We start from the raw sequence: 26,009 nt of genomic DNA on the forward strand, positions 1-26,009 counted from the left end.
TCATGGACTGCTCGTACTTCACCGCCGGGATCTGCCGCTCGTGCACCTTCCTGGAGACGCCGTACGCCGCACAGCTGGCGACCAAGCAGACGAGGGTCGCCGCGGCGCTCGCGGAGGTCGCCCCCGGGCTGACCTGGGCCTCGCCGGTGGCGTCGGGCGAGTCGGGCTTCCGGAACAAGGCCAAGATGGTGGTCGGGGGAGACGTCGACGTGCCGACGCTCGGGATCCTCGGCACCGACGGCCGAGGCGTGGACCTGCAGGGCTGCGGGCTGCACGCCCCGGGCCTGGCCGCCGCGCTGCCGGCGCTGGCCGCGTTCGTGACCACGGCCCGCCTGGTGCCGTACTCCGTGCCCGACCGCACCGGTGAGCTCAAGCACCTCATCGTCACCGAGTCGCCCGACGGCGAGCTGATGGTGCGGTTCGTGCTGCGCTCCACCGAGGCGCTCGCCCGGATCAGGTCTCGCCTGCCGGCGCTGCTCGCGGCGCTGCCGATCGCCGTCGTGTCGGTCAACCTGCAGCCCGAGCACAAGGCGATCCTCGAGGGACCCGAGGAGATCCTGCTGCACGGCGAGACGCTCGAGATGCGGGTCAACGAGATCCGGCTCCACCTGCGCCCGCAGTCGTTCTTCCAGACCAACACCGCCGTCGCCGCTGCCCTCTACCGCTCCGCCGGCGCGCTGGTCGACGAGGTCGCACCGTCGTCGGTGTGGGACCTCTACTGCGGCGTCGGCGGCTTCGGGCTGCATGTCGCCGCCCCTGGTCGCTCGGTGCTGGGCGTGGAGGTCAGCGCGCAGGCGATCGAGTCGGCGCGGATCTCGGCCGCCGAGCGCGGCGTTGCCGCCAGCACCCGCTGGCTCGCCGCCGACGCGACCGCCTGGATCGGCTCCCAGACGCCCGCCGACCGCCCGGACCTGGTCATCGTGAACCCGCCCCGCCGTGGCATCGGCCCGGCGCTCGCCGGCTGGCTCGAGACCAGCGGCGTGCCGAACGTCGTGTACTCGTCCTGCAACGCCGACTCCCTGGCCCGCGACCTCGCGGCGATGCCGTCGCTGCGCCCGGTCTCGGCACGCCTGCTCGACATGTTCCCGCACACCGGCCACCACGAGGTCCTGGTCCACCTCGCCCGCTGAGCCGCGGCCGCCTGGCGCCACATGCGTTGCCAGGCAGCGGAAATGACAACCGATCCGCGAGGACGGCTGCGATTCTCGCCGACCGGCAGTGGTTCGTGCGCCTGTGGATAGCCGGCGACGCGATGCGTCGGATCCGCGCATGCTGGGGTGCATGACCCGACCGGCGCAGCACAGCCTGCCGCTCGATACCCGCCGGCCCTTCAAGCGCTCCGCGGGACTCGCGGCCGGTCTCGGCAAGCAGTTACGCACGAGCGCTTACCGGCAGATCATCCACGGCGTCTACGTCGAGGCGGGCATGCCCGCCTCGGCGCTCCTGACCGCACAGGCGGTGCTGGTGCCGTTCGCGCCGACCGCGTGGGCCAGCCATGCGACGGCGGCGCGGGTCTGGGAGCTGCCGATCCCGGCGCTGCCCGGTGAGCACGTCACGGTTCTGTCCCGCCGTGAGCGCAGAGCCCGCAGCGACGTCACCTCGCACTACGCCGCGAAGGAGGGGCCCCTCGTGGCAGGTGCGAGCACACGGATCTCGGCGGCGAAGCAGGTGTTCCTCGAGCTTGCGGTGCAGCTCTCGCTCGTGGATCTGGTCGTCGTCGGCGACCACATCGTCGCCAAGGGGTACGCCACCCTCGACGAGCTCCGCAGGCACTGCGCTGAGTCGACGTGCCCGGGCGCCGCGCAGGCCCGAGCCGCCGCGGCATTCGTACGGGAGCGCGTCGACTCGCCGATGGAGACGAGACTGCGGATGCTCATCGTGCTGGCCGGGTTGCCCGAGCCGGAGACCAATCCCGTCATGGACCTGCCGGGCGGGCGTCGGCGCTACGACCTCTGCTGGCGAGCGGCCCGGCTGGTGGTCGAGTACGACGGTCGCCACCACGCCGAGCGCATCGAGCAGTGGGAGTCCGACATCGCGCGCAGGGAGGAGATCGAGGACGACGACTGGCGTCTGCTCGTCGTGACCGCCAAGGGGGTCTTCAGCCGACCCGACGAGACGCTCGCGAAGGTCCACCGGGTCCTCCTGAAGCGCCGCCAGCCCGGGGTGCCGCGACGGCTCGCCGATGGATGGCGGCAGCACTTCCCGGTGCGCGGTGACTACCTCGACCCGGCCGGCTAACGGCCCGCAGTCACAACCGGCGCCCGGCAGTGGAAATGACACCCGGCCGGTGGGTATGGCAGCGATTTCCGATGCCGGGCGACGGAAGTCGTGGCGACGCTCGGTGCTGCCGCGACCATGGCCGGCCCGTCGCCGAGCCGGCAGCAGGTCACCCGATCAGTCGGTCAGCCACGCGTCGATGTCGGCGAGGATCTGCGCCTTCACCGAGTCCGGCGCGCACGAGGCCCGTACGGACATCCGCGCCAGCTCGGCGAGGGTCGCGTCGGTGAGGTCGTGGGCGGCGCGCATCGCGGCGTACTGGCCCAGGAGCTGCGACCCGAAGAGGAGGGGGTCGTCGGCGCCGAGGGCGATCTGGGCCCCGCCCTCGAGCAGCGTCGGGAGCGGCACCTCGGCGAGCGAGGAGTAGACGCCCAGCGCGACGTTGGAGATCGGGCAGACCTCGAGCGCGATGCCGGACTCGGCGATCCGGTCCAGGACCGGCCGGGACTCGGCCGAGCGCACCCCGTGCCCGAGCCGGCCCGGGTGCAGGTGGTCGAGCACCGTGGCGATGTGGTCGGTCCCGCGCAGCTCGCCGCCGTGCGGGGCGAGCATGAGTCCGGCCCGCTCGGCGATCGCGAACGCCGGCCCGAAGTCCGCCGTCGAGCCGCGCCGCTCGTCGTTGGAGAGCCCGAAGCCGACCACGCCGCGACCCGCGTACTGCGCCGCCAGCCGGGCGAGCGTCCGCGCGTCCAGCGGGTGCCGGGTGCGGTTGGCCGCGATCACCACGGCCATGCCCAGGCCGGTCTCGCGCGACGCCGCGGCGACGGCGTCCAGCACGAGGTCGGTGAAGGCCGTGATCCCGCCGAACCGTGCGCCGTAGCCCGACGGGTCGACCTGGATCTCGAGCCACCGCCCGCCGTCGCGTACGTCGTCCTCCGCGGCCTCGCGCACCAGCCGGTGGACGTCGGCGGGCGTACGCAGCACGGAGCGCGCCACGTCGTAGAGCCGCTGGAAGCGGAACCAGCCCTTCTCGTCGGCCACCGAGAGCTGCGGCGGCCACTGCGTGACCAGCTGCTCCGGTAGCCGGATGCCGTCGCGCTGGGCGAGCTCGAGCAGCGTCGCATGGCGCATCGACCCCGTGAAGTGGAGGTGCAGATGCGCCTTCGGCAGCGCTGCTAGATCACGCACCAAGCTTCTCGGCGGCAGCGAGCAGCACGCAGGTGGCGACGGCCTCCATCGCGGCCGTCAGCTCCGGCAGGGCGGGGAAGGACGGGGCGAGGCGGATGTTGGTGTCGTTCGGGTCGAACCGACCGGGGAACGACGAGCCCGCCGGCGTCAGCGCGACGCCGGCCGCCTTGGCCAGCTCGACCACCCGAGCGGCCGTGCCCGGCAGCACGTCGAGGTTGATGAAGTAGCCGCCGGCCGGGTCGTTCCAGGTCGCGATCTCGAGGCCCGCGAGGCGCGCCTCGAGGATCCGGACGACCTCGGCGAACTTCGGCGCCAGGATCGCGCGGTGCTTGTCCATGTGGGCGCGCACGCCGGCGGCGTCCTTGAAGAACTCCAGGTGGCGCAGCTGGTTGACCTTGTCCGGGCCGATCGAGCCGAAACCGAGGTTCTGGGTGAACCAGGCGACCGTCTCTGCAGAGCCGCCGACGAAGGCGACGCCGGCGCCGGCGTAGGTGATCTTGGAGGTCGAGGCGAAGACGACCGGACGGTGCGGGTGACCCGCGACCGCGGCGAGCGAGACGATGTCAGCGCTCTTGGTCTCCTCGGGGGTGAGGTGGTGCAGCGCGTAGGCGTTGTCCCAGAAGATCTTGAAGTCGGGCGCGGCGGTCGGCATCGAGGAGAGTCGCTCGGCGACCTCCAGGGAGGTGACCTGGCCGGTCGGGTTCGCGTAGGTGGGGACGAGCCACAGGCCCTTGATCGACGCGTCGTTCGCCACCAGCGCGGCGATCGCGTCCACGTCCGGGCCGTCGTCGTGCATCGGCACGGTGACGGTGTCGATGCCGAACCACTCGAGCAGTGCGAAGTGGCGGTCATAGCCGGGGACCGGGCAGATGAAGGTGACCTTCTCCTCCGCACCCCACGGACGCTCCGAGTCGACGCCGCCCCGGAGCCACAGGTACGAGAGGACGTCCTTCATCAGGGTCAGGCTGGAGGCGCCCTGGGCGGAGATCTGGTGGAGCTCGAGGCCGAGCAGCTCGGCGAAGATCGCACGCAGCTCGGTCAGGCCGAGCAGGCCGCCGTAGTTGCGGGTGTCGGTGCCGTCCGGCGCGTACGCGGTGGTCGGCAGGGCCAGCAGGCCGTCGGAGAGATCGAGCTGCTCGCTGGACGGCTTGCCGCGCGTCAGGTCGAGCTTGAGACCCGCGGCGACCAGGGCGTCGTACGCCGTCTGCTGATCGGCCCGGAAGGCGGCGAGCTCGTCGGGGGAGAGGCTGGCGAGGGGGCGGAGCTGCTCGGTCACGGGGGCAATCCTTCCATGCCGGTTCGACTTCTTTTCCATTCGCCCCGCGCACCGGTTCGCGGTGATCGAGGCCGATGCTCCGGCAGGAGGAGACCGGCCCTGGTCGTGGAGCCGGCCGCAGGTCGGGGTCGTCCGATGACGTCCCCGGCCTGCGGCCGGTGGGTGCTAGGCGAAGCGGTGCGTGCCGTCGGCGACGGCGGGTGGCCTCAGAGACGCCCCGCCGGGCCTCGCGACCCGGCGTCGAGCTCGCCCGGGGCGTCGCCGGCACCGGACGCTGCGGGCGTGCCCGGTGCGCCGGTCGGCTCACCGCGCCCGACCTTCGAGGTGGCGAAGAAGATCGCGCCGATGCCGAGCAGCACGACGACGACGACCAGCGTGATCCAGTCGAAGTTGAAGAGTGCTCCGCGGGGGCTGTCCAGGCCGGTCGGGATGACGATGTTGACCAGCATCAGGGCGAGGTAGGCCGCGGCGAGGATGCTGACGGGCCAGCCCCAGCGGCCGAGGGTGAAGGCGCCGGCCGGCTTCCAGCCACGTGATCGGCCGATCATCGAGCCGATCACGGTGAGCAGGAACGACAGGTAGATGCCGCTCACGCCGAAGGAGACCAGCAGGGTGAGTGCGTTGACGCCGGCCGGCATCACGAACCACAGGATGTGCAGGTCGTGGGACGGGTTGACGTTCACGAGCAGGGTGAACAGGACCGGGACGACGCCCGCCACGAGCAGCGCGTTCACCGGGGTGTGGAACCGCGGCGAGATGGTGCTCAGGCCCTTGCTGAACGGAAGCGCCCCGTCGCGGGCGTAGGAGTACATCAGGCGCGACCCGGCACCCTGCACCGCCGTACCGCAGGAGAAGAAGGCGATGCAGACGACCAGCAGGAAGACGTCCTGGACCCAGGAGGGCAGCTGGGCGAGGATCGCCGGCACGCCGCCGCTGAAGGAGGCCGCGTTGGCGTAGCCGTCGGCGGAGCTGGGCATCGCGAGCAGCAGCCCGATGATGAGGACCGCGGAGGCGATCGCGCCGTACACGAGCGCCGAGCGCATCGCCTTGGGCACGGTGCGGGTGGCGTCCTTGGTCTCCTCGGCGATGTCACCGGCGGACTCGAAGCCGTAGAAGATGTAGGCGTGCGCCAGGATGGCGATCAGCGCGGCGCCGGTCAGCCAGTGGCCGTTGAAGTCCACGCCGAGCGGGTTCGAGTCGGCCGCACCCTGGGTGGTGAACAGGAACCCGAAGCCGTGGTGGAAGCCCGAGATCGCCAGGGCGATGGCGACGCCGAAGGTGCCGATGGTCTCGACGTACACGCCCATCCGGGCGATGTGCCCCATCAGCTTCGCGCCGACGGTGTTCATCGCGGTCTGGATGGCGATCAGCACCAGGGTGACGATCAGGATCGTGGAGTGCTTGGTGCCGTCGATGTGGGTGTTGAACACGTCGTTGAGCAGGCCGGCGAGGTAGGAGACCACGCCGGTGTCCACGCTCGCGACCGTGACCAGCAGCGCCATGCCGTAGATCCAGCCGACCCACCAGCCGTAGCGGGGACCGACGGTCCACTTGCTGTACTGGTAGAGCGCCCCGGCGATCGGGTAGTGGCTGCCCAGCTCGCCGAACACCAGGGCGACCAGGAGCATGAACGCGACCACGGGGATCATCAGCCACACGTACGCCGGACCGGCGGTCCCGACTCCCAGCACGAAGAGCGAGTAGACGCCCACCATCGGGGAGAGGTACGAGAACGCGACGCTGAAGTTGTCGAAGAAGCCGAGCACACGATGGAGCTCCTGCTTGTAGCCGAGACTCTCGAGGTGCGCGGCGTCGGCGTCGTGGTGACCGACCGCGCGGTGATGCGGTGAATCAGGCATGGGGACCTCCGTGGGGGCCGATGAGTTGACAAAACCTTTGTCCGTAAAGGTATTAATGTCAATGCCCTCGGGACCCGGAGATGAGGTGACGCTCGGATGGCTGCCGCAAGCACCGGTCTGACGACCGCCACCCTGCGTGCGATCCAGGCCCTCCAGGCCGATCACGCCACGATCGTGGAGCAGCTCACCGACCAGCTGGTCCGCGCGATCGAGCTCGGGCTGCTGGTGCCGGGGCAGCGGCTGCCGTCCGAGGCGATCCTGTCCGAGCAGCTCGGCGTCGCCACGCTCACCCTGCGCGATGCGCTCTCGGTTCTGCGCAGCGAGGGCCTGCTCACCACCCGGCGCGGGCGCTCGGGCGGGAGCTTCATCGCGGATCCGGCGAGTGCGCAGCCACCGCGCACCCGGCTCGCGCGGACCAGCATCTACCGCATCGTCGAGCTGGGCGACGTACGCGCCGCCATCGCCGGGGGAGCGGCGGCGCTCGCCGCCCGGCGGGCGAACGATCAGGAGATCGGTGCGCTCCGCCGGAGGCTGGGCGCCCTGGCGGCGGCCGCGACGACGCAGCAGCGCCGCCAGGCCGACGCCGAGCTCGCCCTGGAGATCGCGGCCGCCTCGCAGGCCCGGCGGTTCACCGCCGAGGAGGCGAGGCTCAGGGCCGAGCTGGGCGACGTGGTGTGGTCGGTGCTCGGCGAGAGCGAGCACACGCGAGCGCTGGAGAGCCGGGAGAGGCTCATCGACGCGATCGCGGCCGGCGATGCGGCGGGCGCCCGAGGCCTCGCCGAGGAGCAGATCCAGGCAGAAACCGTCGCCCTCGTGCGACGACGCATCGGCCTGTACGCCCGAGTCGGGCGCTCGCATGCCGCGCCACGGGACGGGGGCCCGCACGGGGATTCGCACGAGGATTCGCACGGGGGCCTCGCAGCCGCGATCGACGCCGCACTGGCGGACGACCTCGAGCGGATCGTGCGGGCGCTCGAGGCCGTCGCCCGGGAGTGCGCCGCGGCGTTCGAGCATCCCGAGGAGGTGACGCTCGCCGGTGTCCTGCCGCTCCGGCCGCGCCTGCTCGAGCTGCTCGAGGAGTTCTCCGATCTCGCCATCGGGCTGGGGATCATCCCGTTGCCCGCCGTTCCCGCCGACGCTCCGGCGTGGCTGGAGTGGTGGTTCAAGGACGGCGCCTCGGCGCCGCAGCCCCTGACCGTGAACCTCGATCCCGCGAGCCCGGCCTACTTCGACTACGAGGCCGAGGAGTGGTTCGAGGCGCCCCGCGCCTCCGGCCGGTTCCACGTCGCCGGCCCCTACGTCGACGACGCCTGCACCAACGAGTACACCTTCACGCTGTCGGTGCCGTTGCACATCGCCGGGTCCTTCATGGGCGTGGTCGCGGCGGATGTGCCGGCCGCTCATGTCGAGGCCCGACTCCTCCCGGTGCTGGCGTCGTACCCGGCCCCCATCGTCCTGGTCAACGACCGGGACCGTGTGATCGCGTCCAACGCGGCCGAGGTCGCCCCGAGCACCTGCCCACGCCCCTCGCCGGGCGCGGTCACGGTGCCCAGCCGCGTCGCCGAGCTGACCGGGTGGCGACTCCGTGTGGGCTGAGCGGCGGTGGCCACCGTGCAGCGCCGCGCGTGTCGCGGGCTCCCCGAACCGAGATCTAGCCTGTGAATCGATGCCTCCGCGGATGCACGCAGAGGCGATGGGAGGACGAACGACGATGAGTCAGCGGACACAGCAACGGCTCCCGAGGGCGGTGGGTCGACGGCCCGCGCCTGCTGCGGGGGTCCTCCGATGAGCGGCCCCGTGAGCACGGGACGAAGTGCTGCGAGCCACAGCCCGCGCGACGGCGAGGTCGTCGCGACGGTGCCCGACAGCACCCCTGACGAGGTGGCAGCGGCCGTGGCCGCTGCTCGCGCGGCCGCCGATGCGATCGCGTCGGTCCCACCGGTCCAGCGGGCCCGGTGGCTGGACGCGCTGGCCGATGCGCTGGAGGCGGACAGCCCCGAGCTCGTCCGGCTCGCCGACGCGGAGACCGCGCTGGGAGTCGAGCGACTGCGGGGCGAGGTCGCGCGGATGGCGCAACAGCTCCGGTTCTACGGTTCGGTCGCCGCCGAGGGCAGCTACCTCGGCGTCACGATCGACCACGAGACGCCGACCTCGCCCCGCCTGGTCCGGGTCAACCGGCCGCTCGGGCCGGTCGCGGTCTTCGGCGCGAGCAACTTCCCGTTCGCCTTCGGTGCCCTCGGCAACGACACGGCCTCGGCACTCGCCGCCGGCTGCCCGGTGGTGATCAAGGCCCACCCCGCGCACCTGGCCACGTGTGTGCGCATCGCGGAGATCGCCACGGGCGCGCTCGCGGCCGCCGGGGCGCCCGAGGGTGCCCTGGGCATGGTCTTCGGTCTGGAGGCCGGCGTCGAGCTGGTGAAGGCGCCGGGCATCAGGGCGGTCGGCTTCACCGGCTCGGAGGCCGCCGGGATGATGCTCTGGCGGATCGCGAACGCCCGCGACGAGGTGATCCCGGTCTACGCCGAGATGGGGACGGTGAATCCCGTCATCGTCACGCGGGCCGCCGCCGAGCACATGGGCCGGCTCGCCGCCTCGTTCGTGCAGTCCCTCACCCTCGGCAACGGCCAGTTCTGCACCAAGCCGGGCCTCCTGCTGGTGCCGGCCGGCCACGACGCGGCACGGCTGGTCGGGCAGGCCCTCGTCGAGGCCGCACCCGTGCCGACGATGCTGACCGCGGGGATCGCCGCCGCGGTGGCGCGGGGTGAGGAGGAGCTGACGGCCGCCGGTGCCACGGTGGTGAGCCGCGTCGCCGGCCCGGGCGTCGGCTGGTCCGCCGACGCGGTGGTGCTCTCGGCCCCGGCCACGGCGCTCGCGGCCGGGAGCCGGATCCTCGAGGAGTGCTTCGGCCCCGTCGGGGTGGTCGTCGAGTACGCGGACCAGGACGAGCTCGCCGCCTGCGTCCGCCGACTGCAGGGAAGCCTCGTCGGCTCCGTCATGACGGGTGGCGAGACCGACCCGGATGCCGAGGCCGCCGTGAGCCTGCTCGCGGCGCAGACCGGGAGGGTCACGGTCGGAGACTGGCCGACCGGCGTCGCCTGGACCTGGGCGCAGCAGCACGGCGGTCCCTGGCCGGCGACGTCGAACCCGGCCGCCACGTCGGTCGGGGCGGCGGCGCTCGATCGGTTCGTCCGGCCGGTGGCCTTCCAGTCGGTGCCGGACCACGCCCTTCCCTCCGGTGTACGGGAATGCGTCGGCGCGACGAACCCCTGGAGCGTTCCCCGGCGCACGAACGGCCGGCTCGGGCTCGCCTAGGTCCGTGCCGGTGGCCGGATGGGCATCGCCGCAGGTCAGCCCCATATTCGGACCCATTTAGGATCTTTCACACGGCTTCCCCTATGCTTGGACCCACGGTGAGCTGCACGCCAGATCGCCATGCCCTTTTCGGAGGAGTCATGGACGAAGGGGTTCACCTGAAGGGCACTAGCTCAACTGGCAGAGCATCGGTCTCCAAAACCGAAGGTTGGGGGTTCAAGTCCCTCGTGCCCTGCTAGATGTCGGCTGACGCAGAGAGGTGGCACGGACGTGTCGGAGCCCAAGACGGTCCCCGCGCCGCGCGAGCGCAAGTCCCACGAGCGCACCTCCCCTGCGCTGTTCTACCGGCAGGTCGTGGCCGAGCTCCGCAAGGTGGTCTGGCCCACGCAGCAGCAGCTGACGACGTACTTCTTCGTGGTGCTGGTGTTCGTCATCGTCATGATGGCGATCACCTCGCTCCTCGACCTGGGCTTCGGCCGGCTGTTCTTCGCGATCTTCGACGGTCCGTCGGACTCCTGACCGGTCGCGGCTCGCCGATCCAACTGAAGCAGAACCCGAACGGAGCGCAGCGTGTCTGAGCAGGACTACAACGACGAGACGGCGATCGACGAGGTCGAGTCGACCGTCGAGGCGACTGACGACGCTGAGGTCGAGTTCGACGCCGAGACCGGCGAGGTCATCGAGGACGGTGACGACGCTGCCGAGGGCGACGACGCAGAGACCGCGGACGCCGACGCCGACGAGAACGACCCGCTCGAGGCGTTCCGCCGCGAGCTGTGGGCGAAGCCGGGCGACTGGTTCGTCGTGCACACCTACTCCGGCATGGAGAACCGGGTGAAGTCCAACCTGGAGCAGCGCAAGGTCGCGCTCAACATGGAGGACTACATCCACGAGATCGTCGTGCCGACCGAGGAGGTCGCCGAGATCAAGAACGGCCAGCGCAAGATGGTCAAGCGCACCGTTCTTCCCGGCTACGTCCTGGTCCGGATGGACCTCACCGACGAGTCCTGGGCGGCCGTGCGCCACACCCCGTCGGTCACCGGCTTCGTCGGCCACAGCCACCAGCCCGTGCCGCTGTCGATGATGGAGGTCGAGAACATGCTCGCCCCCGCCGTCGTCGCCGCCGCGGAGGCCGAGGCCGCCGCCTCGGGCCAGACCGCGACCACCTCCGGTGGCGGCGCCACCACTGCGAAGAAGCCGGTCGAGGTCGCCGACTTCGCCGAGGGCGACTCGGTCATGGTCGTGGACGGCCCGTTCGCCACGCTCCACGCCACCATCACCGAGCTCAACGCCGAGTCGCAGCGCGTCAAGGCGCTCGTCGAGATCTTCGGCCGCGAGACCCCGGTCGAGCTCAGCTTCAACCAGATCCAGAAGGTCTGAGGCCGTTGTCGGAGCTTGCTCCGACAACGAATGCCGAAGAGGTCGAGTAGCGCCACGGCCGAGAACGAGGCCGTGACGCGCGTATCGAGACCCACGAGTCCGTGGGGTCCGGAGTACCGCGACCCACAGATTTGGCCCAGTGTCGCCGCTTCGGCGACACTGGGCTTCTGTTGTGTCCATCCGTCTCGCGCGGCATGGGCGCAGCGAAGTGGCAGAGGCCGTACGGCCCTCGTCATGACCACGAGAGAAAGAGATAGAGGAACATGCCTCCGAAGAAGAAGATCGCCGCACTCGTCAAGGTGCAGCTGCAGGCCGGCTCCGCGACCCCGGCCCCGCCGGTCGGTACCGCGCTCGGTCCGCACGGCGTCAACATCATGGACTTCTGCAAGGCGTACAACGCCCAGACCGAGTCCATGCGCGGCAACGTCATCCCGGTCGAGATCACGATCTACGAGGACCGGTCCTTCACCTTCATCACGAAGACCCCGCCGGCCGCCGAGCTGATCAAGAAGGCCGCCGGCCTGGCCAAGGGCTCCTCGGTCCCGCACAAGGACAAGGTCGGCAAGCTGACCAAGGACCAGGTGCGCGAGATCGCCAACACCAAGCTCCCGGACCTCAACGCCAACGACATCGACGCCGCCATGAAGATCGTGGAGGGCACCGCCCGCTCCATGGGCGTCACGGTCGAGGCCTGACCCACCGTGGGAGAGCCGCGCTGGCTCGCTAACCACATCTCCTCGTAAGACTTAACAAAGGAATCATCATGCAGCGCAGCAAGACCTACCGCGCGGCGTCGGAGACGTTCGACAAGAACGAGCTCCACGCCCCGCTGGCCGCGATCAAGATCGCCAAGGGCTCCTCCAAGAAGAAGTTCGACGAGACCGTCGACGTCGTCATGCGCCTCGGTGTCGACCCGCGCAAGGCCGACCAGATGGTCCGTGGCACCGTCTCCCTGCCGCACGGCACGGGTAAGACCGTCCGGGTCCTGGTCCTCGCCAACGCCGAGAAGGCCGACGCCGCCCGCGAGGCCGGCGCCGACTTCGTCGGCTCGGACGAGCTCATCGACAAGATCGCCGGCGGCTGGATCGACTTCGACGCCGTCGTCGCCACCCCGGACCTGATGGGCAAGGTCGGCAAGGTCGCCCGCGTCCTGGGCCCCCGTGGTCTCATGCCGAACCCGAAGACCGGCACCGTCACCCCGGACGTCGCCAAGGCCGTCGCCGACATCAAGGGCGGCAAGATCGAGTTCCGCGTGGACCGTCACGCCAACCTCCACTTCATCATCGGCAAGGCCTCGTTCGCCGAGTCCGCGCTCGCTGAGAACTACGCCGCTGCCCTCGAGGAGGTGCTGCGTCTCAAGCCGGCCAGCTCCAAGGGCCGCTACATCAAGAAGGTCACCGTCTCCACGACCATGGGCCCCGGTGTCCAGGTCGACCCGAACCGCACCCGCAACGTCGCGGCCGAGGACGAGGCCTGAGCTTCGCTCTGATTCACACGCCGAAGGGCGGTCACCCCACCGGGGTGGCCGCCCTTCGGCGTCTCCCGGCAAGGAGGGCCGGCCGATTTGGCGTACGGCGCACCGGCACCCATACTTGACCCCGAACCAGAGACCGCCGGTTGTCAGCGAGCATCAGCTCAACGACCGAAGGTGCCACGAGAGTGGACGGCCAGCGTAGGTGCACCAGAGCAAGACTCCTGAGTCCACGCCCTGAGCGCCTGCGCTCGGGGCGTTCGTCGTTTGTGGGGCCCAGGCCGGTGGACTCGATCCACGGAAGAAGGAGACCCATGGCGCGGGCAGACAAGCAGGCCGCCGTCGTCGAGATCGCTGACGAGTTCAGTGCCTCGACTGGTGCCGTGCTCACCGAGTACCGCGGTCTCACCGTTGGGGAGCTGAAGACCCTTCGTCGCTCCCTCGGCGAGAACGCCAACTACGCCGTGGTCAAGAACACGCTGGCCAAGATCGCTGCCAAGAACGTTGGCATCGAGGGCTTCGACGACCTGCTCGTGGGCCCGACCGCGATCGCCTTCATCAAGGGCGACGTCGTCGAGACCGCCAAGGGTCTGCGTGACTTTGCCAAGGCCAACCCGCACCTTGTCATCAAGGGCGGCGTTTACGAGGGCAAGACGCTGAGCGCTGCCGAGGTCGCCAAGCTGGCCGACCTCGAGTCGCGTGAGGTGCTTCTTGCCAAGGTTGCCGGCGGGATCAACGCGGCGCTGTCTTCGGCGCTGTTCGTTGTCAACGCCCTCCCCTCGAAGGCCGCGCAGCTTGCTGCCGCCCTTCAGGAGAAGGCCGCCAGCGACCCGTCGATCCTCGCAGGTGGTGCGGCTCCGGCCGTCGCCGCCGAGGAGACCGTCGAGGCCTGATCGGCCTCGACAACCACACCACCTGTAACCCCTGGTGACCGGCGAGCGCCGGTCACCACATCGAAAGGAATTGCCATCATGGCGAAGCTTTCCACCACCGAGCTCATCGAGGCCTTCAAGGAGCTCTCCCTCATCGAGCTGTCCGAGTTCGTCAAGGAGTTCGAGGAGACGTTCGGCGTCACCGCCGCCGCTCCGGTCGCCGTTGCCGCTGCCCCGGCCGCCGGTGGCGCTGCCGGTGGCGAGGCCGCTGCCGAGCAGGACGAGTTCGACGTCATCCTCGAGAGCGGTGGCGACAAGAAGATCAACGTCATCAAGGAGGTGCGTGCCCTGACCTCCCTCGGTCTGAAGGAGGCCAAGGACCTCGTCGAGGGCGCCCCGGCCCCGGTTCTGGAGAAGGTCAACAAGGAGACCGCCCAGAAGGCCAAGGAGACCCTCGAGGGCGCTGGCGCGACCGTCACCCTCAAGTGATCTCCGCGGCGTGAGCCGCACCAGATCCCGCGGCGTGAGCCGCATCCGATCCTGTGGCGCAGGCCATGTGATCTTCCGCTGACCGCGAGGTCGGCATCCGTCCGCGGGGCGGTCACCTTCAGGTGGCCGCCCCGCGGCGCATTTCGTGCTGCGGGAGAACCCGCCGAACACTCGGGCCGAAAAGCGTGACGGCCGTCGCACCGAGGCGTAACTTCGGCCCCAGCGTCGCGTTGTTACTCGAGAGTGAACAACGCGCGCTGCTGTGTCGGCCGACCAGGCCGGGCCGTGGCCCGTAGATCCGAGGGAGTGCACATGGGTGTGGACGTAGCGATCAAGGGCTTGACGAAGAGCTTCGGCAAGCAGTTGATCTGGGGCGACGTCACGCTCACCCTGCCCGCCGGTGAGATCTCCGTGATGCTGGGTCCCTCCGGCACCGGCAAGTCGGTCCTGCTCAAGTCGCTCATCGGGCTGATCAAGCCCGACCGGGGCTCGGTGATCATCGAGGGCGTCGACATCGCCTCCTGTGCGGAGAAGGACCTCTACGAGATCCGCAAGCTCTTCGGCGTGCTGTTCCAGGACGGTGCGATGTTCGGCTCGATGAACCTCTACGACAACGTGGCGTTCCCGCTGCGGGAGCACACCCGCAAGTCCGAGTCCGACATCAAGAAGATCGTCATGGAGAAGATGGACCTCGTCGGTCTCATCGGCGCCGAGTACAAGCTCCCCGGCGAGATCTCCGGCGGCATGCGCAAGCGCGCCGGCCTGGCCCGCGCCCTCGTCCTCGATCCCGAGATCCTGCTGATCGACGAGCCCGACTCGGGCCTCGACCCGGTCCGCACCTCGTTCATCAACCAGCTCTTCGTCGACCTCAACGCGCAGATCGACGCCACCTTCCTGATCGTCACCCACGACGTCCACTCGGTCCGGGTCGTGCCCGACAACATCGGTCTGCTCTACCACAAGCACCTGGCGATGTACGGCCCGCGCGAGATGCTGCTCTCCTCCGACGAACCGGTGGTGCGCCAGTTCCTCAACGCCCAGACCGTCGGCCCGATCGGCATGTCCGAGGAGAAGGACGCCGACCAGCTCGCCGCGGAGAAGGACATGGCGCTTCCGTCGTTGCCCCCGATCCCGCTCCAGCTCGAGCCGTCCAACGGCGTCCCGCGCAAGAGCCAACGTCCGCCGGGCGAGTGGTGCCGGGCCAACGGGATCACCCCGCCGCCGAACTCGTTCAGGGCGGACTCGGTGCTCTCAACGTCGGGCGTCGTAGGGGGCTGATCCATCGTGGCGTCTCTCACCGCCACGAAGGTCCTCGCCCCCGTCGGTACCGCGGGCAAGCTGTTCGCCTTCGGTCTCGACGTGTGTCGAGGTCTCTTCAAGCGGCCCTTCCAGCTCCGCGAGTTCATCCAGCAGGCCTGGTTCATCGCGTCGGTCACCATCGTCCCCACGGCGTTGGTAGCCATCCCGTTCGGCGCCGTCATCGCGCTCCAGGTCGGCGGACTGATCGCGCAGTTCGGCGCGCAGTCGTTCACCGGCTCGGCCTCGGTGCTCGCCGTCGTCCGCGAGGCCGGTCCGATCGCGACCGCACTCCTCGTCGCGGGCGCCGGTGGAAGCGCGATCGCGGCCGACCTCGGCGCTCGCAAGATCCGCGAGGAGCTCGACGCGATGATGGTGCTCGGCATCGACCCGATCCAGCGCCTCGTGGTGCCGCGCGTGCTCGCCTGCATGCTCGTCTCGGTCTTCCTCAACGGCCTGGTCAGCGTGGTCGGCGTGGCCGGCGGGTACGTCTTCAACGTGATCCTGCAGCACGGCACCCCGGGCGCCTACCTGGCCAGCTTCACCGCGCTCGCGCAGATGTCCGACGTGTGGCAGGGCCTGATCAAGGCGCTCATCTTCGGCCTCATCGCGGCGATCGTCGCCTCCTACAAGGGGATGAACGCCGGGGGAGGGCCGAAGGGCGTCGGCGACGCGGTCAACGAGTCGGTCGTGATCACCTTCCTGCTGCTGTTCATCGTCAACTTCGTGATGACGGCGATCTACTTCCAGATCGTCCCCTCGAAGACGGGTTGATGCCGATGTCCGTCAACTCCGACAACTTCGTCGCCCGCACCAAGGCCGTCTACGAGCGGCCACTCAAGGTGCTCGACCACCTCGGCCAGGAGCTCGCCTTCTACCTGCGCGCCCTGATGTGGGCACCGCGGGCGATCCGCCGCTACGGCAAGGAGATCCTGCGCATCCTCGCCGAGGTCACCCTCGGCTCCGGCTCGCTCGCCGTCATCGGCGGCACCGTCGGCGTCATCACCGCGATGACGTTCTTCACCGGCACCGAGGTCGGCCTCCAGGGCTACGCCGCGCTCAACCAGCTCGGCACCTCCGCCTTCGCCGGCTTCGTCTCGGCCTACTTCAACACCCGCGAGATCGCTCCGCTGGTCGCGGGCATCGCGCTGGCCGCCACCGTCGGCTGCGGCTTCACCGCCCAGCTCGGCGCGATGCGGATCTCGGAGGAGGTCGACGCCCTCGAGGTGATGGCGATCCCGTCGATGCCGTTCCTGGTGACCACCCGGATCATCGGCGGCCTGATCGCCATCGTGCCGCTCTACGTGCTCGGCCTGCTGTCGTCCTACTTCGCGACCCGGCTGACGGTGACCCTCTCGTTCGGCCAGTCGACCGGCACGTACGACCACTACTTCAACGAGTTCCTGCCGCCGGGCGACGTGCTCTGGTCCTTCGGCAAGGTCCTGATCTTCGCCGTGGTCGTCATCCTCATCCACTGCTACCACGGCTACAACGCCACCGGTGGCCCCGCCGGCGTCGGCGTCGCGGTCGGCAAGGCCGTCCGTACCAGCATCGTCGCGGTCAGCGTCCTCGACCTCTTCCTGTCGATGGCGATCTGGGGCGCCTCGACGACGGTGAGGCTGGCCGGCTGATGGCATCCCCACTCGGTGGACTCAAGTACCGGGCGCTCGGGGTCACCTTCCTCGGGTTGATCCTGCTCGCGCTCTACGGCGTCTACGGCGCCTTCACGCAGAAGTTCACCCACTTCGACGAGGTCACCCTGCAGACCGACACGATCGGCCTGCAGCTGCCCGACCGCGCCGACGTGAAGATCCGCGGCGTCCTGATCGGTCAGGTCCTCGGCACCTCCGCCACCGCGCAGGGCGCCGAGGTGCGGATCGGCATCAACCCGAGCCAGATGGGGATCATCCCGGCCAACGTGACCGGCGCGATCCTGCCCAAGACCCTCTTCGGGGAGAAGTACGTCGCGCTCGACGTGCCCACCGACGCCTCGGCCCAGCACCTGCAGGACGGCGCCGTCATCACCCGTACGGCCGTCTCGACCGAGGTCGAGAAGGTGCTCAGCGACATCTACCCGCTGCTCCAGTCGATCCAGCCCGCCCAACTCAACACCACCCTCAACGCCGTCGCCACCGCGCTCGACGGCCGCGGCGAGCAGCTCGGCGAGACCCTGACGACGCTCGACGGCTACCTGAAGAAGATCAACCCGCAGATCCCCCTCTTCCTCGACGACCTGAAGCAGGGCACCGAGGTCGCGAACACGTACAACGACGTCCTGCCCGAGGTCGCCAACATCCTGCGCAACACGATCACTACGACCACCACGCTCAAGGACCGCTCGGCCCAGCTGCACGACCTGCTCACGAACGTCACGGCCTTCTCCAAGACCGCCGACTCGTTCCTGGCCGCGAACGGCGACAACCTCATCCAGCTCGGCCAGGTCAGCGAACCGGCCGTCGGCACGTTGGCGCGCTACGCACCGGAGTTCCCGTGCCTGCTCGGCGGCATGGACAACCTCGGCAAGCGGGTCGACAGCGCGTTCCGCGACTACACGCTGCACATCAACGTGGTCACCCTGCCGCGCCAGCCGCGCGGCTACACCACCGCCGACGAGCCCACCTTCCACGAGGACCGCGGACCCGCGTGCGGCCACCTGCCGCTCCCGCCGTGGGATGCCCAGCACCCGGTCAAGGTGATGCCGAACCTCGCCGACGGCGTCGACACCCCCAACGGCAAGGGCGGCATGCGCTCCGCCCTCGGCTACGACACGACCAGCACGCCCACCACGGGCAGCGCTCTCGGGTACGTCGGCAGCCCGGCCGAGACCAAGGTGCTCGACGCGCTGCTCGGGCCGGTGCTCGGGGTACAGGCCGGCGACGTGCCCGACCTGGGCGCGCTGCTGGTCGGCCCGATGGCGCGGGGGGCGAAGGTGAGCGTGCGATGAAGCTCCTCGACAAGCGCACCAGTCTCGACCTCGTCCGCCTTCTCGTCTTCGTGGTCGTCACGACGCTGTGTACCGGTCTGCTGGTGCTGGTGATCGGGAACATCTCGTTCGGCAGCACCAAGCAGTACAAGGCCGAGTTCGTCGACGCCACCGGCGTGAACAAGGGCGACGACGTCCGGATCGCCGGGGTGAAGGTCGGCACCGTCAAGAACGTCCAGATCGTCAACCGCACCCACGCCCTGCTGACCTTCTCGGTCGCCGACGACCAGTCCCTCGACAAGGCGACCCACGCGACGATCAAGTACCGCAACCTTGTCGGCCAGCGCTATCTCGCGCTCAGCGACGAGATCGGAGACGGCAGCACCCTCGCCCCCGGCTCCACGATCCCGGTCGCGCAGACCACGCCGGCACTCGACCTCTCGGTGTTGTTCAACGGCTTCAAGCCGCTCTTCCAGGCGCTCTCGCCCAACGACATCAACGCGCTCTCGTACGAGATCGTCCAGGTGTTCCAGGGGGAGGGCGGCACCCTCGACGACCTGCTGGCCCACACCGCCTCGCTGACCCAGACCCTCGCCGACCGCGACCAGGTGATCGACTCGCTGATCGACAACCTCAACGACGTCCTCGTCCACGTGGGCGACCGTGACACCCAGCTCACCCAGCTGATCACGACCTACAAGTCGTTCGTGCACGGCCTCGACCAGGACAAGCAGCCGATCCTGGACTCGCTCGACAACATCTCGGCCCTCTCGGAGCAGACCTCCGACCTGGTTTCCGGCATCCGGGCGCCGTTCGTCGAGGACATCAAGCAGCTGCGCACGTTCGCCGGCCAGGTCGCCAGCCAGAAGCAGGGCCTCGACGCCGAGCTCCAGATCGAGGCGCAGAAGCTCAACAAGATCGGCGCCACCGCGACGTACGGCTCCTGGTTCAACTTCTTCCTGTGCGGGCTCGGCGGCAGCGTGAAGCTGCCCGGAAACGTCACGATCCCGGTCGGCCTCAAGGTCACGGCAGCGAGGTGCAACCTCGGATGATCCCCTTCCGCGAACGCAACCCCGTCAAGGTCGGCGCCGTCTCCATCGCGGTGATCGTGCTGGTGATCCTGGCCGCCTTCAAGGCCGACAGCCTGCCGATCATCGGAGGCGGCGACGCCTACTCCGCCGACTTCGCCGAGGCCGGCGGCCTCAAGGCCGGCGACGCCGTCCGCATCGCCGGCGTCCGGGTCGGGAAGGTCTCCAAGGTCGGGCTCGACGACGGCCACGTGAAGGTCGACTTCAAGATCAAGACCGACTCCGGCTTCGGCACCGACACCCGCGCCGCGATCAAGGTTCAGACCCTGCTCGGCCAGATGTTCCTCGACCTGCAGCCCGCGGGCTCCGGCCAGCTGAAGCAGGGCTCGGAGATCCCGGTCTCGCGCACGACGTCCCCGTACGACGCCGTCAAGGCGTTCTCCGGCCTGGCCGACACCGCCGGGAAGATCGACACCGACCAGCTCGCCTCCGCGCTGACCACGCTCGCCGACCTGACCCGGACGACGCCGAAGTCGTTCCAGGCCGCGCTCACGGGCGTCGCGTCGCTGTCGAAGAACATCGCCGCCAAGGACGACCGGATCAACACCCTGCTGCAGAACCTCGACAAGGTCACCGGCGTCCTCGATCAGCGTGACCAGGACATCGTCGACCTGATGAAGGACTCCGCCTCGCTCTTCACCGCCCTGGAGCAGAAGCGGGCCGCGATCCACCAGCTGCTCACCTCGACCACGACGCTGTCGCGCGAGCTGACCAAGCTGATCGACCAGAGCCGCGCCGATCTCAAGCCGACCCTCGCCAGCCTGCAGACGGTGATCGACGTCTTCACCAAGAACGACGACAACCTCGACACCACGCTGCGGTTGATGGCGCCGTTCTACCGCGACTTCTCGCAGGTCCTCGGCAACGGCCCGTGGTTCGACAGCTACATCCAGAACCTTCCGCCCGTCCCGGCGTTGGGAGGCTGATGATGGCGACCACTCTGCGCTCGATCCCGCTGAGCCGCTGGGCGGCACCGCTGGTGATCGCCCTGCTCGTGCTCGCCGCCGGCGTCACGATGCTGACCCACGACGACGGGGACATGACCCTGACGGCGCACTTCCCCCGGACGATCTCGATCTACGAGGGCAGCGACGTACGGGTCCTCGGCGTGCCGGTCGGCAAGGTCGACAAGGTGACCCCCGAGGGCACCGACGTGATCGTCACGATGCATTACGACAAGGACGTGAAGGTCCCCGCCGACGCCCAGGCCGTCATCGTGGCGCCCTCGATCGTCGGCGACCGCTACGTCCAGCTCACCCCGGTCTACACCAGCGGTGCGGTGCTCGCCGATGGGGCGGTGCTCGACACCGACCGCACGGGCGTCCCGCTCGAGCTCGACCAGATCTACGGCAGCCTCGACCAGCTCGTCACCGCGCTCGGTCCCACCGGCGCCAACAAGAACGGCGCGCTCACCGATCTGCTGCAGACGACGGCGAAGAACTTCGGTGGTCAGGGCGAGCAGGTCCACCAGACCATCGGCGACCTGTCGAAGCTGACCAAGACGCTCGACGACAACAAGGACGCGCTGTTCGGCTCCGCCGCCCAGCTGGAGAAGTTCGTCAACAAGCTCGCGACGAACGACAAGACCGTACGCGACTTCAACACCTCGCTCTCCGGCGTCTCCTCGATGCTGGCGGGGGAGCGGACCGACCTGTCCAGCTCGCTGCACAACCTGCAGGTCGCGCTCGGGAACGTGGCCAGCTTCGTACGGGAGAACAAGGCCGCGCTGGGCAAGAACATCACCGGACTCAACACCGTGCTGAAGACCGTGGTGAAGAACCGTGACGCGCTCAGCGAGACCCTCACCGCGGCGCCAGTCGCGCTGTCCAACCTGTTCCAGGCCTACAACCCGGACACCGGCACGCTCGACACCAACCCCAACCTCGGCGAGCTCGCCAACCAGCTGCTGAAGCACCCCTCACAGCTGTTGTGCACGCTGACCAACCAGCTGCCGGCCGGCTCCACGCTGTGCAACACGGTGAAGAGCATCCTGCCGCGAGCGGGCACGTTCGGTGCCGGCACCGGCTCCTCGTCCGGCGTGCAGTCCGACCGGACCCTCGGCGGGCTCGTGCCCGCGACGGGAGGTGCCCGATGAAGCGTCTCCTCACCGGTCTGATCGTCACGCTGGTCGGTTGCCTGGTCCTGTCGGGCTGCAGCTTCTCGGTCTACGACCTGCCCCTGCCGGGCGGCGCGAAGACCGGCGCCTCGCCGACCAAGCTGCACGTGCAGTTCCGCGACGTCCTCGACCTGGTGCCGGACTCGACGGTGAAGCTCAACGACGTGACCGTCGGCAAGGTCGAGAAGATCACCCTCGAGCACGGCATCGCCGACGTCGAGGTCGCGGTCCAGAACACGGTGAAGCTGCCGGCGAACACGAGCGCCGAGATCCAGCAGACCAGCCTCCTCGGCGAGAAGTTCGTCGCGCTGGAGGCGCCGACCGACGGCACCGCCAGCACGACGCTGATGAAGAGCGGGGACACGATCCCGCTCGCGCGCTCCGGCGCCAACCCCGAGGTCGAGCAGGTCCTGGGCGCGCTCAGCCTCATCCTCAACGGCGGCGGCGTGGCCCAGCTGCACACCATCTCCACCGAGCTCAACAAGGCGCTCGCCGGCCACGAGGACGCCGCCAGGTCGGTGCTCACCCAGGTCGACGTGTTCGCGAAGAACCTCGACGAGCACAAGCAGGAGATCACCGATGCGCTCGACGCGGTGGCCAAGCTCTCCGCGACCGCCAAGTCGCAGGAGAAGACGATCGACGCCACCCTCGAGCAGCTGCCGAGCGCGCTGAGCAGCATCGACCAGCAGCGTCAGGACCTGGTCACGATGCTGCAGGCGCTGAGCAAGCTGGGTGACACCGGCGTCCGGGTGATCAACGCCTCGAAGCAGGGGACGATCGACATCGTCAAGAACCTCCAGCCGGTGCTCACCTCGCTGGCGCGCTCGGGCGATCACTTCGTCAGCGCGTTCAACACGCTGCTGACCTACCCGTTCGTGGACGCCTCCGTCGGCGGTACGCCCCAGGCCGCCCGCAACCTGCACATGGGTGACTTCGTCAACCTCGACATGCGGCTCAACCTGGACCTCTCCGACCTGCTCTCCAACGGCCTGAGCAACCTCGTGCCGAGCGCGATCGCCCCTGGCACCGTGATCAACGAGGTGCTGGGCTGCATCAGCTCGCTGAGCCTGACCAGCCAGAAGTGCATCGACGTGCTGGCCTCGGTGAAGGCGCTCGCCCAGCTCAAGAGCGAGTGCCTCAAGACCGCCAACGCCAAGACCACCGTCTGCAAGCTGCTCAACCTGATCCCGGGCCTGCCCAACCTGACCCAGATCCTGCCCAAGCAGCTCGGCAACCTGCTCGGCCCGATCCTGGGCGCCGGCACGACCTCGTCCGACAACACCGGCTCACCCAGCGGGGGATCGACGACCGGCTCCGGCGGGCTCCTCGGGCTCGGCCTGCTCGGCCTGCGCCAGCAGGCACCCGGTGCCGAGCGGGCCGGTGTCTCGTACGACCAGAGCCCGAAGGGCCCCACGTACGGCGCGCTCAGTGCGCTCTACGACCCCGATCTGGTCGCCCTGCTCGTCCCGCCGATGACCTCGGCCACCGCCACGGGAGGAGCGCGATGATCACCCGCCGCACCAAGATCCAGCTGGCCGTCTTCGTCCTCATCACGCTCCTCGGCGTCAGCTTCACCGGCGCCCGCTACGCCCATCTCGATCGGCTGGTGCACGCCACCACCTACACCGTGGTCGCGCACTTCCCGGACTCCGGCGGCATCTACCAGGGCGGCGAGGTCTCCTACCGCGGCGTCAAGGTCGGCCAGGTCGGCAAGCTCGAGCTCACCTCCTCCGGCGTCGACGTCTACCTCGACATCGACAAGTCGCAGGCGACGATCCCGTCCAAGACCCTCGCAGTGGTCGGCAACCGGTCTGCCGTCGGCGAGCAGTACGTCGAGCTGCAGCCCCAGACCAAGAGCGGCCCCTACCTCAAGGACGGCTCGACCATCGCGCAGAGCGACACCGAGATCCCGATCGCCACCGACAAGCTCCTCGGTGACGTCAGCACCACGGTGGACTCCGTCGACCAGCAGGCTCTGCAGACGACGCTGACCGAGCTCGGCACCGCCTTCGCCGGCACCGGTCAGGAACTGCAGACGATCCTCGACACCGGCAGCGCCTTCGTCACCACCGCCGACCAGAACTTCGACGTCACCACCGCCCTGCTCAAGGACGGCAACAAGGTGCTCAAGACCCAGTCCGACACCGAGGGTGCGATCCGGTCGTTCTCGCGCGACCTGTCGCTGGTCACGGACACGCTGACGGCGTCCAACCACGACCTGGTCAAGCTGCTCGCGAACGGCTCGGCCGGCGCGACCGAGCTGCGCGAGTTCCTCGACCGCAACGGCGTCGACCTCGGCGAGGTCATCTCCGAGGCGCTCACCACCGGCAAGATCGTCGACGAGCACCTCCCCGGCCTGCGCTACGTGCTGGTCGTCTACCCCTACGTCACCGAGGGCGGCTTCTCGGTGCTGGAGAAGGGCTCCGACGGCACCTGGAACGCCCGCTTCGGCCTGATCCTCACGACCCAGCCGGTCTGTCACGGCGGGTATGAGTCGACCGTGGAACGGGCACCGCAGGACACCACCCCGCGGGACATGAACACGCAGGCGCAGTGCACCGAGCCGGCGAGCAAGAGCAACGCGCGTGGGGCGCAGAACTATCATCCACGTGCGGCGGCCGACTACCGCGCGCCGGCGGTGGCCTCGTACGACGAGGCGACCGGCCGACTGACCTGGGGCGACCCGCGGACGCGTTCTTCGGACGCCTCCACCTCGAACGACACGAAGGACGTCTGGACGTGGCTCTACCAGCAATGACATCGGCTCGCCTGCGCTGGGGCGTCCTGGGATTGCTGGTCGTGGTGATCGTCGGTTCGCTGGGCTACCTCGGCTCCCGGGTCGCCGACGACGGCTCCGGCTCGGGCTGGCACCGGGTGAGCAGCGCGTTCTCGGGCGACGACTCGCTCCAGGCTGAGCGCGACACGATCATGTCGCAGGCCCGGCAGTTCGTGCTGCGGGTCAACACCTACGGCCCGGACATGGTCCAGAACGGCCAGATCTCGACGTACCGCGACCAGGTCGACCAGGTGATCACCGCCAAGTACCGCACCGACTTCGAGAAGAACGGCGTGCCGCTGGTCCAGGCGACCGTCACCCAGCTCGGGGTGAAGCGCAGCGCCGAGGTCTACTCGACCGGTGTCGCCGCGCTCGACCCTGCGCCCGACGCCGGCACCGCCACCGCACTCGTCGCGGGCGCCTTCACCAACTCCTACCCGAAGAAGAAGGGGTCGACCCAGTACGTCGCGGCGAACCCCTCGCCGTTCCGCTTCGAGGTCAGCCTGGTGAAGAGCAACGGCACCTGGCTGATCGACAGCTTCACCCCGGTCTCCCAGGCGGACACCGCCGGTACGACCGGCTCGACGGACGGAGCGGCCCAGTGACGACCCCCACCTGGTACGACCTGCTCGACGTCGAGCCGACGGCCGGCACCGACGAGATCCGGGCCGCCTGGCGCGGTGCGATCGCCGACCTCGATCCGACCGAGCGCCGCTTCGCCACCCTCAACGAGGCCGCATCGGTGCTGCTCGACTCGGCCCGGCGCAGCGCCTACGACGCCCAGCTCCCCGAGCCCGCGGTGGTCGAGGCCCCGGAACTCGAGCCTGCGGTGGTCGAGCCTGCGGTGGTCGAGCCTGCGGTGGTCGAGCCTGCGGGGGTCTCGACAGGCTCGACCACCGACGGCGTCTCGACGGGCTCGACCTCCGAGGGGGTCTCGACGGGCTCGACCTCCGAGGGGGTCTCGACGGGCTCGACCTCCGAGGGGGTCTCGACGGGCTCGACCTCCGTACGGGCGCCGTACGTCGTACCGGGATGGGTGCTCGCGACCGTCGGCGTCGTCGCGGTCGCGGCGGTGGCGCTCGCCGCGATCCTCGGCTCGCGGCCGGTGCCCGACCCGATCGTGCAGGACAGCGCGCAGGTGACCAGCGGCTCGAAGGTGACCGACATCGAGCAGCCCGCGATCGCGGCCGTGGCGGCGGCGAAGGCGGCCGTCGTGCCGGTGCTGTCGTACGACTATCGCCACCTCGACGCGGACCAGAAGGCGGCCGGTGATGTGATGACCGACAGCTACCGGACGGCGTACGACAAGCTCTTCGACAAGCTGAAGGCCTCCGCGGTCAGCACCCAGACGGCGATCACCACCAAGGTGGTCGGCTCGGCGATCGTGCGGGCCGGAGGGGATCGGGTGCAGGTGCTGCTCTTCGTCGACCGCCCCACGACCAACAAGGCGAATACGACGCCGATCAGCTACCAGGACCAGGTCACCCTCACGATGCAACGGGTCGGGGACCGCTGGCTGGTCGACGGGATGAACACCGATCAGATCCCGCAGTAGCGGCGCTGCTGCTTGACCTCAGCGTCCGTGAGGCGCATGATCGTCCGGACGCAGCCGCCTGACTGCCTGCAGTATTGTGGCGGCCGCATTTTTGCGCTATCGTTGCTCTTTGCGCATGCCCTCAAATGCCCTTCTGCCTGCCCGGTGGCGGAAGGAGAGGGGGGCAGCGACATCAGCCAGCGACTCGCAAG

At 69.4% G+C, this 26,009-nt stretch carries 24 protein-coding genes and 1 tRNA gene; 22 read left to right on the top strand and 3 right to left on the bottom strand.

Annotated elements, in window-relative coordinates; translation table 11 throughout:
- The first annotated feature begins 2 nt into the window (after window positions 1–2).
- Window positions 3–1,130, top strand: coding sequence for a 23S rRNA (uracil(747)-C(5))-methyltransferase RlmC (gene rlmC / locus ACZ5L9_RS08970; RefSeq protein WP_464536312.1), 1,128 nt, complete (start codon window positions 3–5; stop codon window positions 1,128–1,130).
- A 151-nt stretch (window positions 1,131–1,281) separates the two neighbouring features.
- Window positions 1,282–2,238: an endonuclease domain-containing protein gene (locus ACZ5L9_RS08975; protein WP_464536314.1), complete on the top strand. Its 957-nt coding sequence runs from the start codon at window positions 1,282–1,284 to the stop codon at window positions 2,236–2,238.
- Window positions 2,239–2,394: 156 nt separating this feature from the next.
- Here the strand turns inward: ACZ5L9_RS08975 and ACZ5L9_RS08980 are convergent, their stop codons facing one another.
- The 3 genes from ACZ5L9_RS08980 to ACZ5L9_RS08990 form a co-directional block, all read right to left on the bottom strand.
- The gene (locus ACZ5L9_RS08980; RefSeq protein ID WP_464536316.1) at window positions 2,395–3,405 is read right to left on the bottom strand and encodes an adenosine deaminase; all 1,011 of its coding nucleotides are present in this window, start codon (window positions 3,403–3,405) and stop codon (window positions 2,395–2,397) included.
- The gene (locus tag ACZ5L9_RS08985) at window positions 3,398–4,681 is read right to left on the bottom strand and encodes an aspartate aminotransferase type Ic (RefSeq protein WP_464536319.1); all 1,284 of its coding nucleotides are present in this window, start codon (window positions 4,679–4,681) and stop codon (window positions 3,398–3,400) included. The genes ACZ5L9_RS08980 and ACZ5L9_RS08985 overlap by 8 nt, the downstream gene beginning before the upstream one ends.
- 206 nt (window positions 4,682–4,887) lie before the next feature.
- The gene (locus ACZ5L9_RS08990; RefSeq protein WP_464536322.1) at window positions 4,888–6,540 is read right to left on the bottom strand and encodes an APC family permease; all 1,653 of its coding nucleotides are present in this window, start codon (window positions 6,538–6,540) and stop codon (window positions 4,888–4,890) included.
- 96 nt (window positions 6,541–6,636) lie between these two features.
- Here ACZ5L9_RS08990 and ACZ5L9_RS08995 point away from each other — a divergent pair, with 96 nt between their 5' ends.
- The 20 genes from ACZ5L9_RS08995 (at window position 6,637) to ACZ5L9_RS09090 (ending at window position 25,818) form a co-directional block, all read left to right on the top strand.
- Complete coding sequence (locus tag ACZ5L9_RS08995) at window positions 6,637–8,136, top strand: GntR family transcriptional regulator (RefSeq protein ID WP_464536324.1); 1,500 nt, start codon at window positions 6,637–6,639, stop codon at window positions 8,134–8,136.
- Window positions 8,137–8,337: 201 nt separating this feature from the next.
- Window positions 8,338–9,852 carry an aldehyde dehydrogenase family protein gene (locus ACZ5L9_RS09000; RefSeq protein WP_464536327.1) on the top strand — a complete coding sequence of 505 codons (1,515 nt, stop codon included), beginning with the start codon at window positions 8,338–8,340 and terminating at the stop codon, window positions 9,850–9,852.
- A 162-nt stretch (window positions 9,853–10,014) separates the two neighbouring features.
- A tRNA-Trp gene (locus ACZ5L9_RS09005) sits at window positions 10,015–10,087 on the top strand.
- A 35-nt stretch (window positions 10,088–10,122) separates the two neighbouring features.
- Entirely contained in the window at window positions 10,123–10,371 is a 249-nt protein-coding gene (gene secE, locus ACZ5L9_RS09010; RefSeq protein ID WP_464536329.1) for a preprotein translocase subunit SecE, read from the top strand.
- Window positions 10,372–10,422: 51 nt separating this feature from the next.
- On the top strand, window positions 10,423–11,232 hold the full coding sequence (gene nusG, locus ACZ5L9_RS09015) for a transcription termination/antitermination protein NusG (protein WP_464536331.1): 810 nt from the start codon (window positions 10,423–10,425) through the stop codon (window positions 11,230–11,232).
- Window positions 11,233–11,495: 263 nt separating this feature from the next.
- Complete coding sequence (rplK, locus tag ACZ5L9_RS09020; protein WP_225286636.1) at window positions 11,496–11,927, top strand: 50S ribosomal protein L11; 432 nt, start codon at window positions 11,496–11,498, stop codon at window positions 11,925–11,927.
- A 68-nt stretch (window positions 11,928–11,995) separates the two neighbouring features.
- A complete protein-coding gene (gene rplA / locus ACZ5L9_RS09025; protein WP_464536333.1) occupies window positions 11,996–12,709 on the top strand; it encodes a 50S ribosomal protein L1 in 714 nt (237 codons plus the stop codon).
- 308 nt (window positions 12,710–13,017) lie between these two features.
- Window positions 13,018–13,596: a 50S ribosomal protein L10 gene (rplJ, locus tag ACZ5L9_RS09030; protein ID WP_464536335.1), complete on the top strand. Its 579-nt coding sequence runs from the start codon at window positions 13,018–13,020 to the stop codon at window positions 13,594–13,596.
- A gap of 78 nt (window positions 13,597–13,674) precedes the next feature.
- The gene (gene rplL, locus ACZ5L9_RS09035; RefSeq protein WP_464536337.1) at window positions 13,675–14,064 is read left to right on the top strand and encodes a 50S ribosomal protein L7/L12; all 390 of its coding nucleotides are present in this window, start codon (window positions 13,675–13,677) and stop codon (window positions 14,062–14,064) included.
- A gap of 312 nt (window positions 14,065–14,376) precedes the next feature.
- A complete protein-coding gene (locus tag ACZ5L9_RS09040; protein WP_464536339.1) occupies window positions 14,377–15,342 on the top strand; it encodes an ABC transporter ATP-binding protein in 966 nt (321 codons plus the stop codon).
- Between the two features lie 6 nt (window positions 15,343–15,348).
- Entirely contained in the window at window positions 15,349–16,134 is a 786-nt protein-coding gene (locus ACZ5L9_RS09045; protein WP_464536341.1) for an MlaE family ABC transporter permease, read from the top strand.
- 5 nt (window positions 16,135–16,139) lie between these two features.
- Entirely contained in the window at window positions 16,140–16,991 is an 852-nt protein-coding gene (locus ACZ5L9_RS09050) for an MlaE family ABC transporter permease (protein WP_464536343.1), read from the top strand.
- Complete coding sequence (locus ACZ5L9_RS09055; protein ID WP_464536345.1) at window positions 16,991–18,304, top strand: MCE family protein; 1,314 nt, start codon at window positions 16,991–16,993, stop codon at window positions 18,302–18,304. Before ACZ5L9_RS09050 ends, ACZ5L9_RS09055 begins: the two co-directional genes overlap by 1 nt.
- Window positions 18,301–19,335 carry an MCE family protein gene (locus ACZ5L9_RS09060; protein WP_464536347.1) on the top strand — a complete coding sequence of 345 codons (1,035 nt, stop codon included), beginning with the start codon at window positions 18,301–18,303 and terminating at the stop codon, window positions 19,333–19,335. Before ACZ5L9_RS09055 ends, ACZ5L9_RS09060 begins: the two co-directional genes overlap by 4 nt.
- The gene (locus ACZ5L9_RS09065) at window positions 19,332–20,297 is read left to right on the top strand and encodes an MCE family protein (RefSeq protein ID WP_464536349.1); all 966 of its coding nucleotides are present in this window, start codon (window positions 19,332–19,334) and stop codon (window positions 20,295–20,297) included. The genes ACZ5L9_RS09060 and ACZ5L9_RS09065 overlap by 4 nt, the downstream gene beginning before the upstream one ends.
- Window positions 20,297–21,466, top strand: a complete 1,170-nt coding sequence (locus ACZ5L9_RS09070; protein ID WP_464536351.1) for an MCE family protein — start codon at window positions 20,297–20,299, stop codon at window positions 21,464–21,466. Before ACZ5L9_RS09065 ends, ACZ5L9_RS09070 begins: the two co-directional genes overlap by 1 nt.
- The gene (locus ACZ5L9_RS09075) at window positions 21,463–22,995 is read left to right on the top strand and encodes an MCE family protein (RefSeq protein ID WP_464536353.1); all 1,533 of its coding nucleotides are present in this window, start codon (window positions 21,463–21,465) and stop codon (window positions 22,993–22,995) included. The genes ACZ5L9_RS09070 and ACZ5L9_RS09075 overlap by 4 nt, the downstream gene beginning before the upstream one ends.
- Window positions 22,992–24,245, top strand: coding sequence for an MCE family protein (locus ACZ5L9_RS09080; RefSeq protein WP_464536355.1), 1,254 nt, complete (start codon window positions 22,992–22,994; stop codon window positions 24,243–24,245). Before ACZ5L9_RS09075 ends, ACZ5L9_RS09080 begins: the two co-directional genes overlap by 4 nt.
- Window positions 24,242–24,868 (top strand): hypothetical protein, encoded by a 627-nt coding sequence (locus tag ACZ5L9_RS09085; protein ID WP_464536357.1) that lies wholly within the window; start codon window positions 24,242–24,244, stop codon window positions 24,866–24,868. The genes ACZ5L9_RS09080 and ACZ5L9_RS09085 overlap by 4 nt, the downstream gene beginning before the upstream one ends.
- Window positions 24,865–25,818 carry a J domain-containing protein gene (locus tag ACZ5L9_RS09090; protein ID WP_464536359.1) on the top strand — a complete coding sequence of 318 codons (954 nt, stop codon included), beginning with the start codon at window positions 24,865–24,867 and terminating at the stop codon, window positions 25,816–25,818. The genes ACZ5L9_RS09085 and ACZ5L9_RS09090 overlap by 4 nt, the downstream gene beginning before the upstream one ends.
- The last annotated feature ends 191 nt before the right edge of the window (window positions 25,819–26,009 follow it).

It is taken from the genome of Nocardioides sp. JCM 18998, assembly GCF_055391535.1.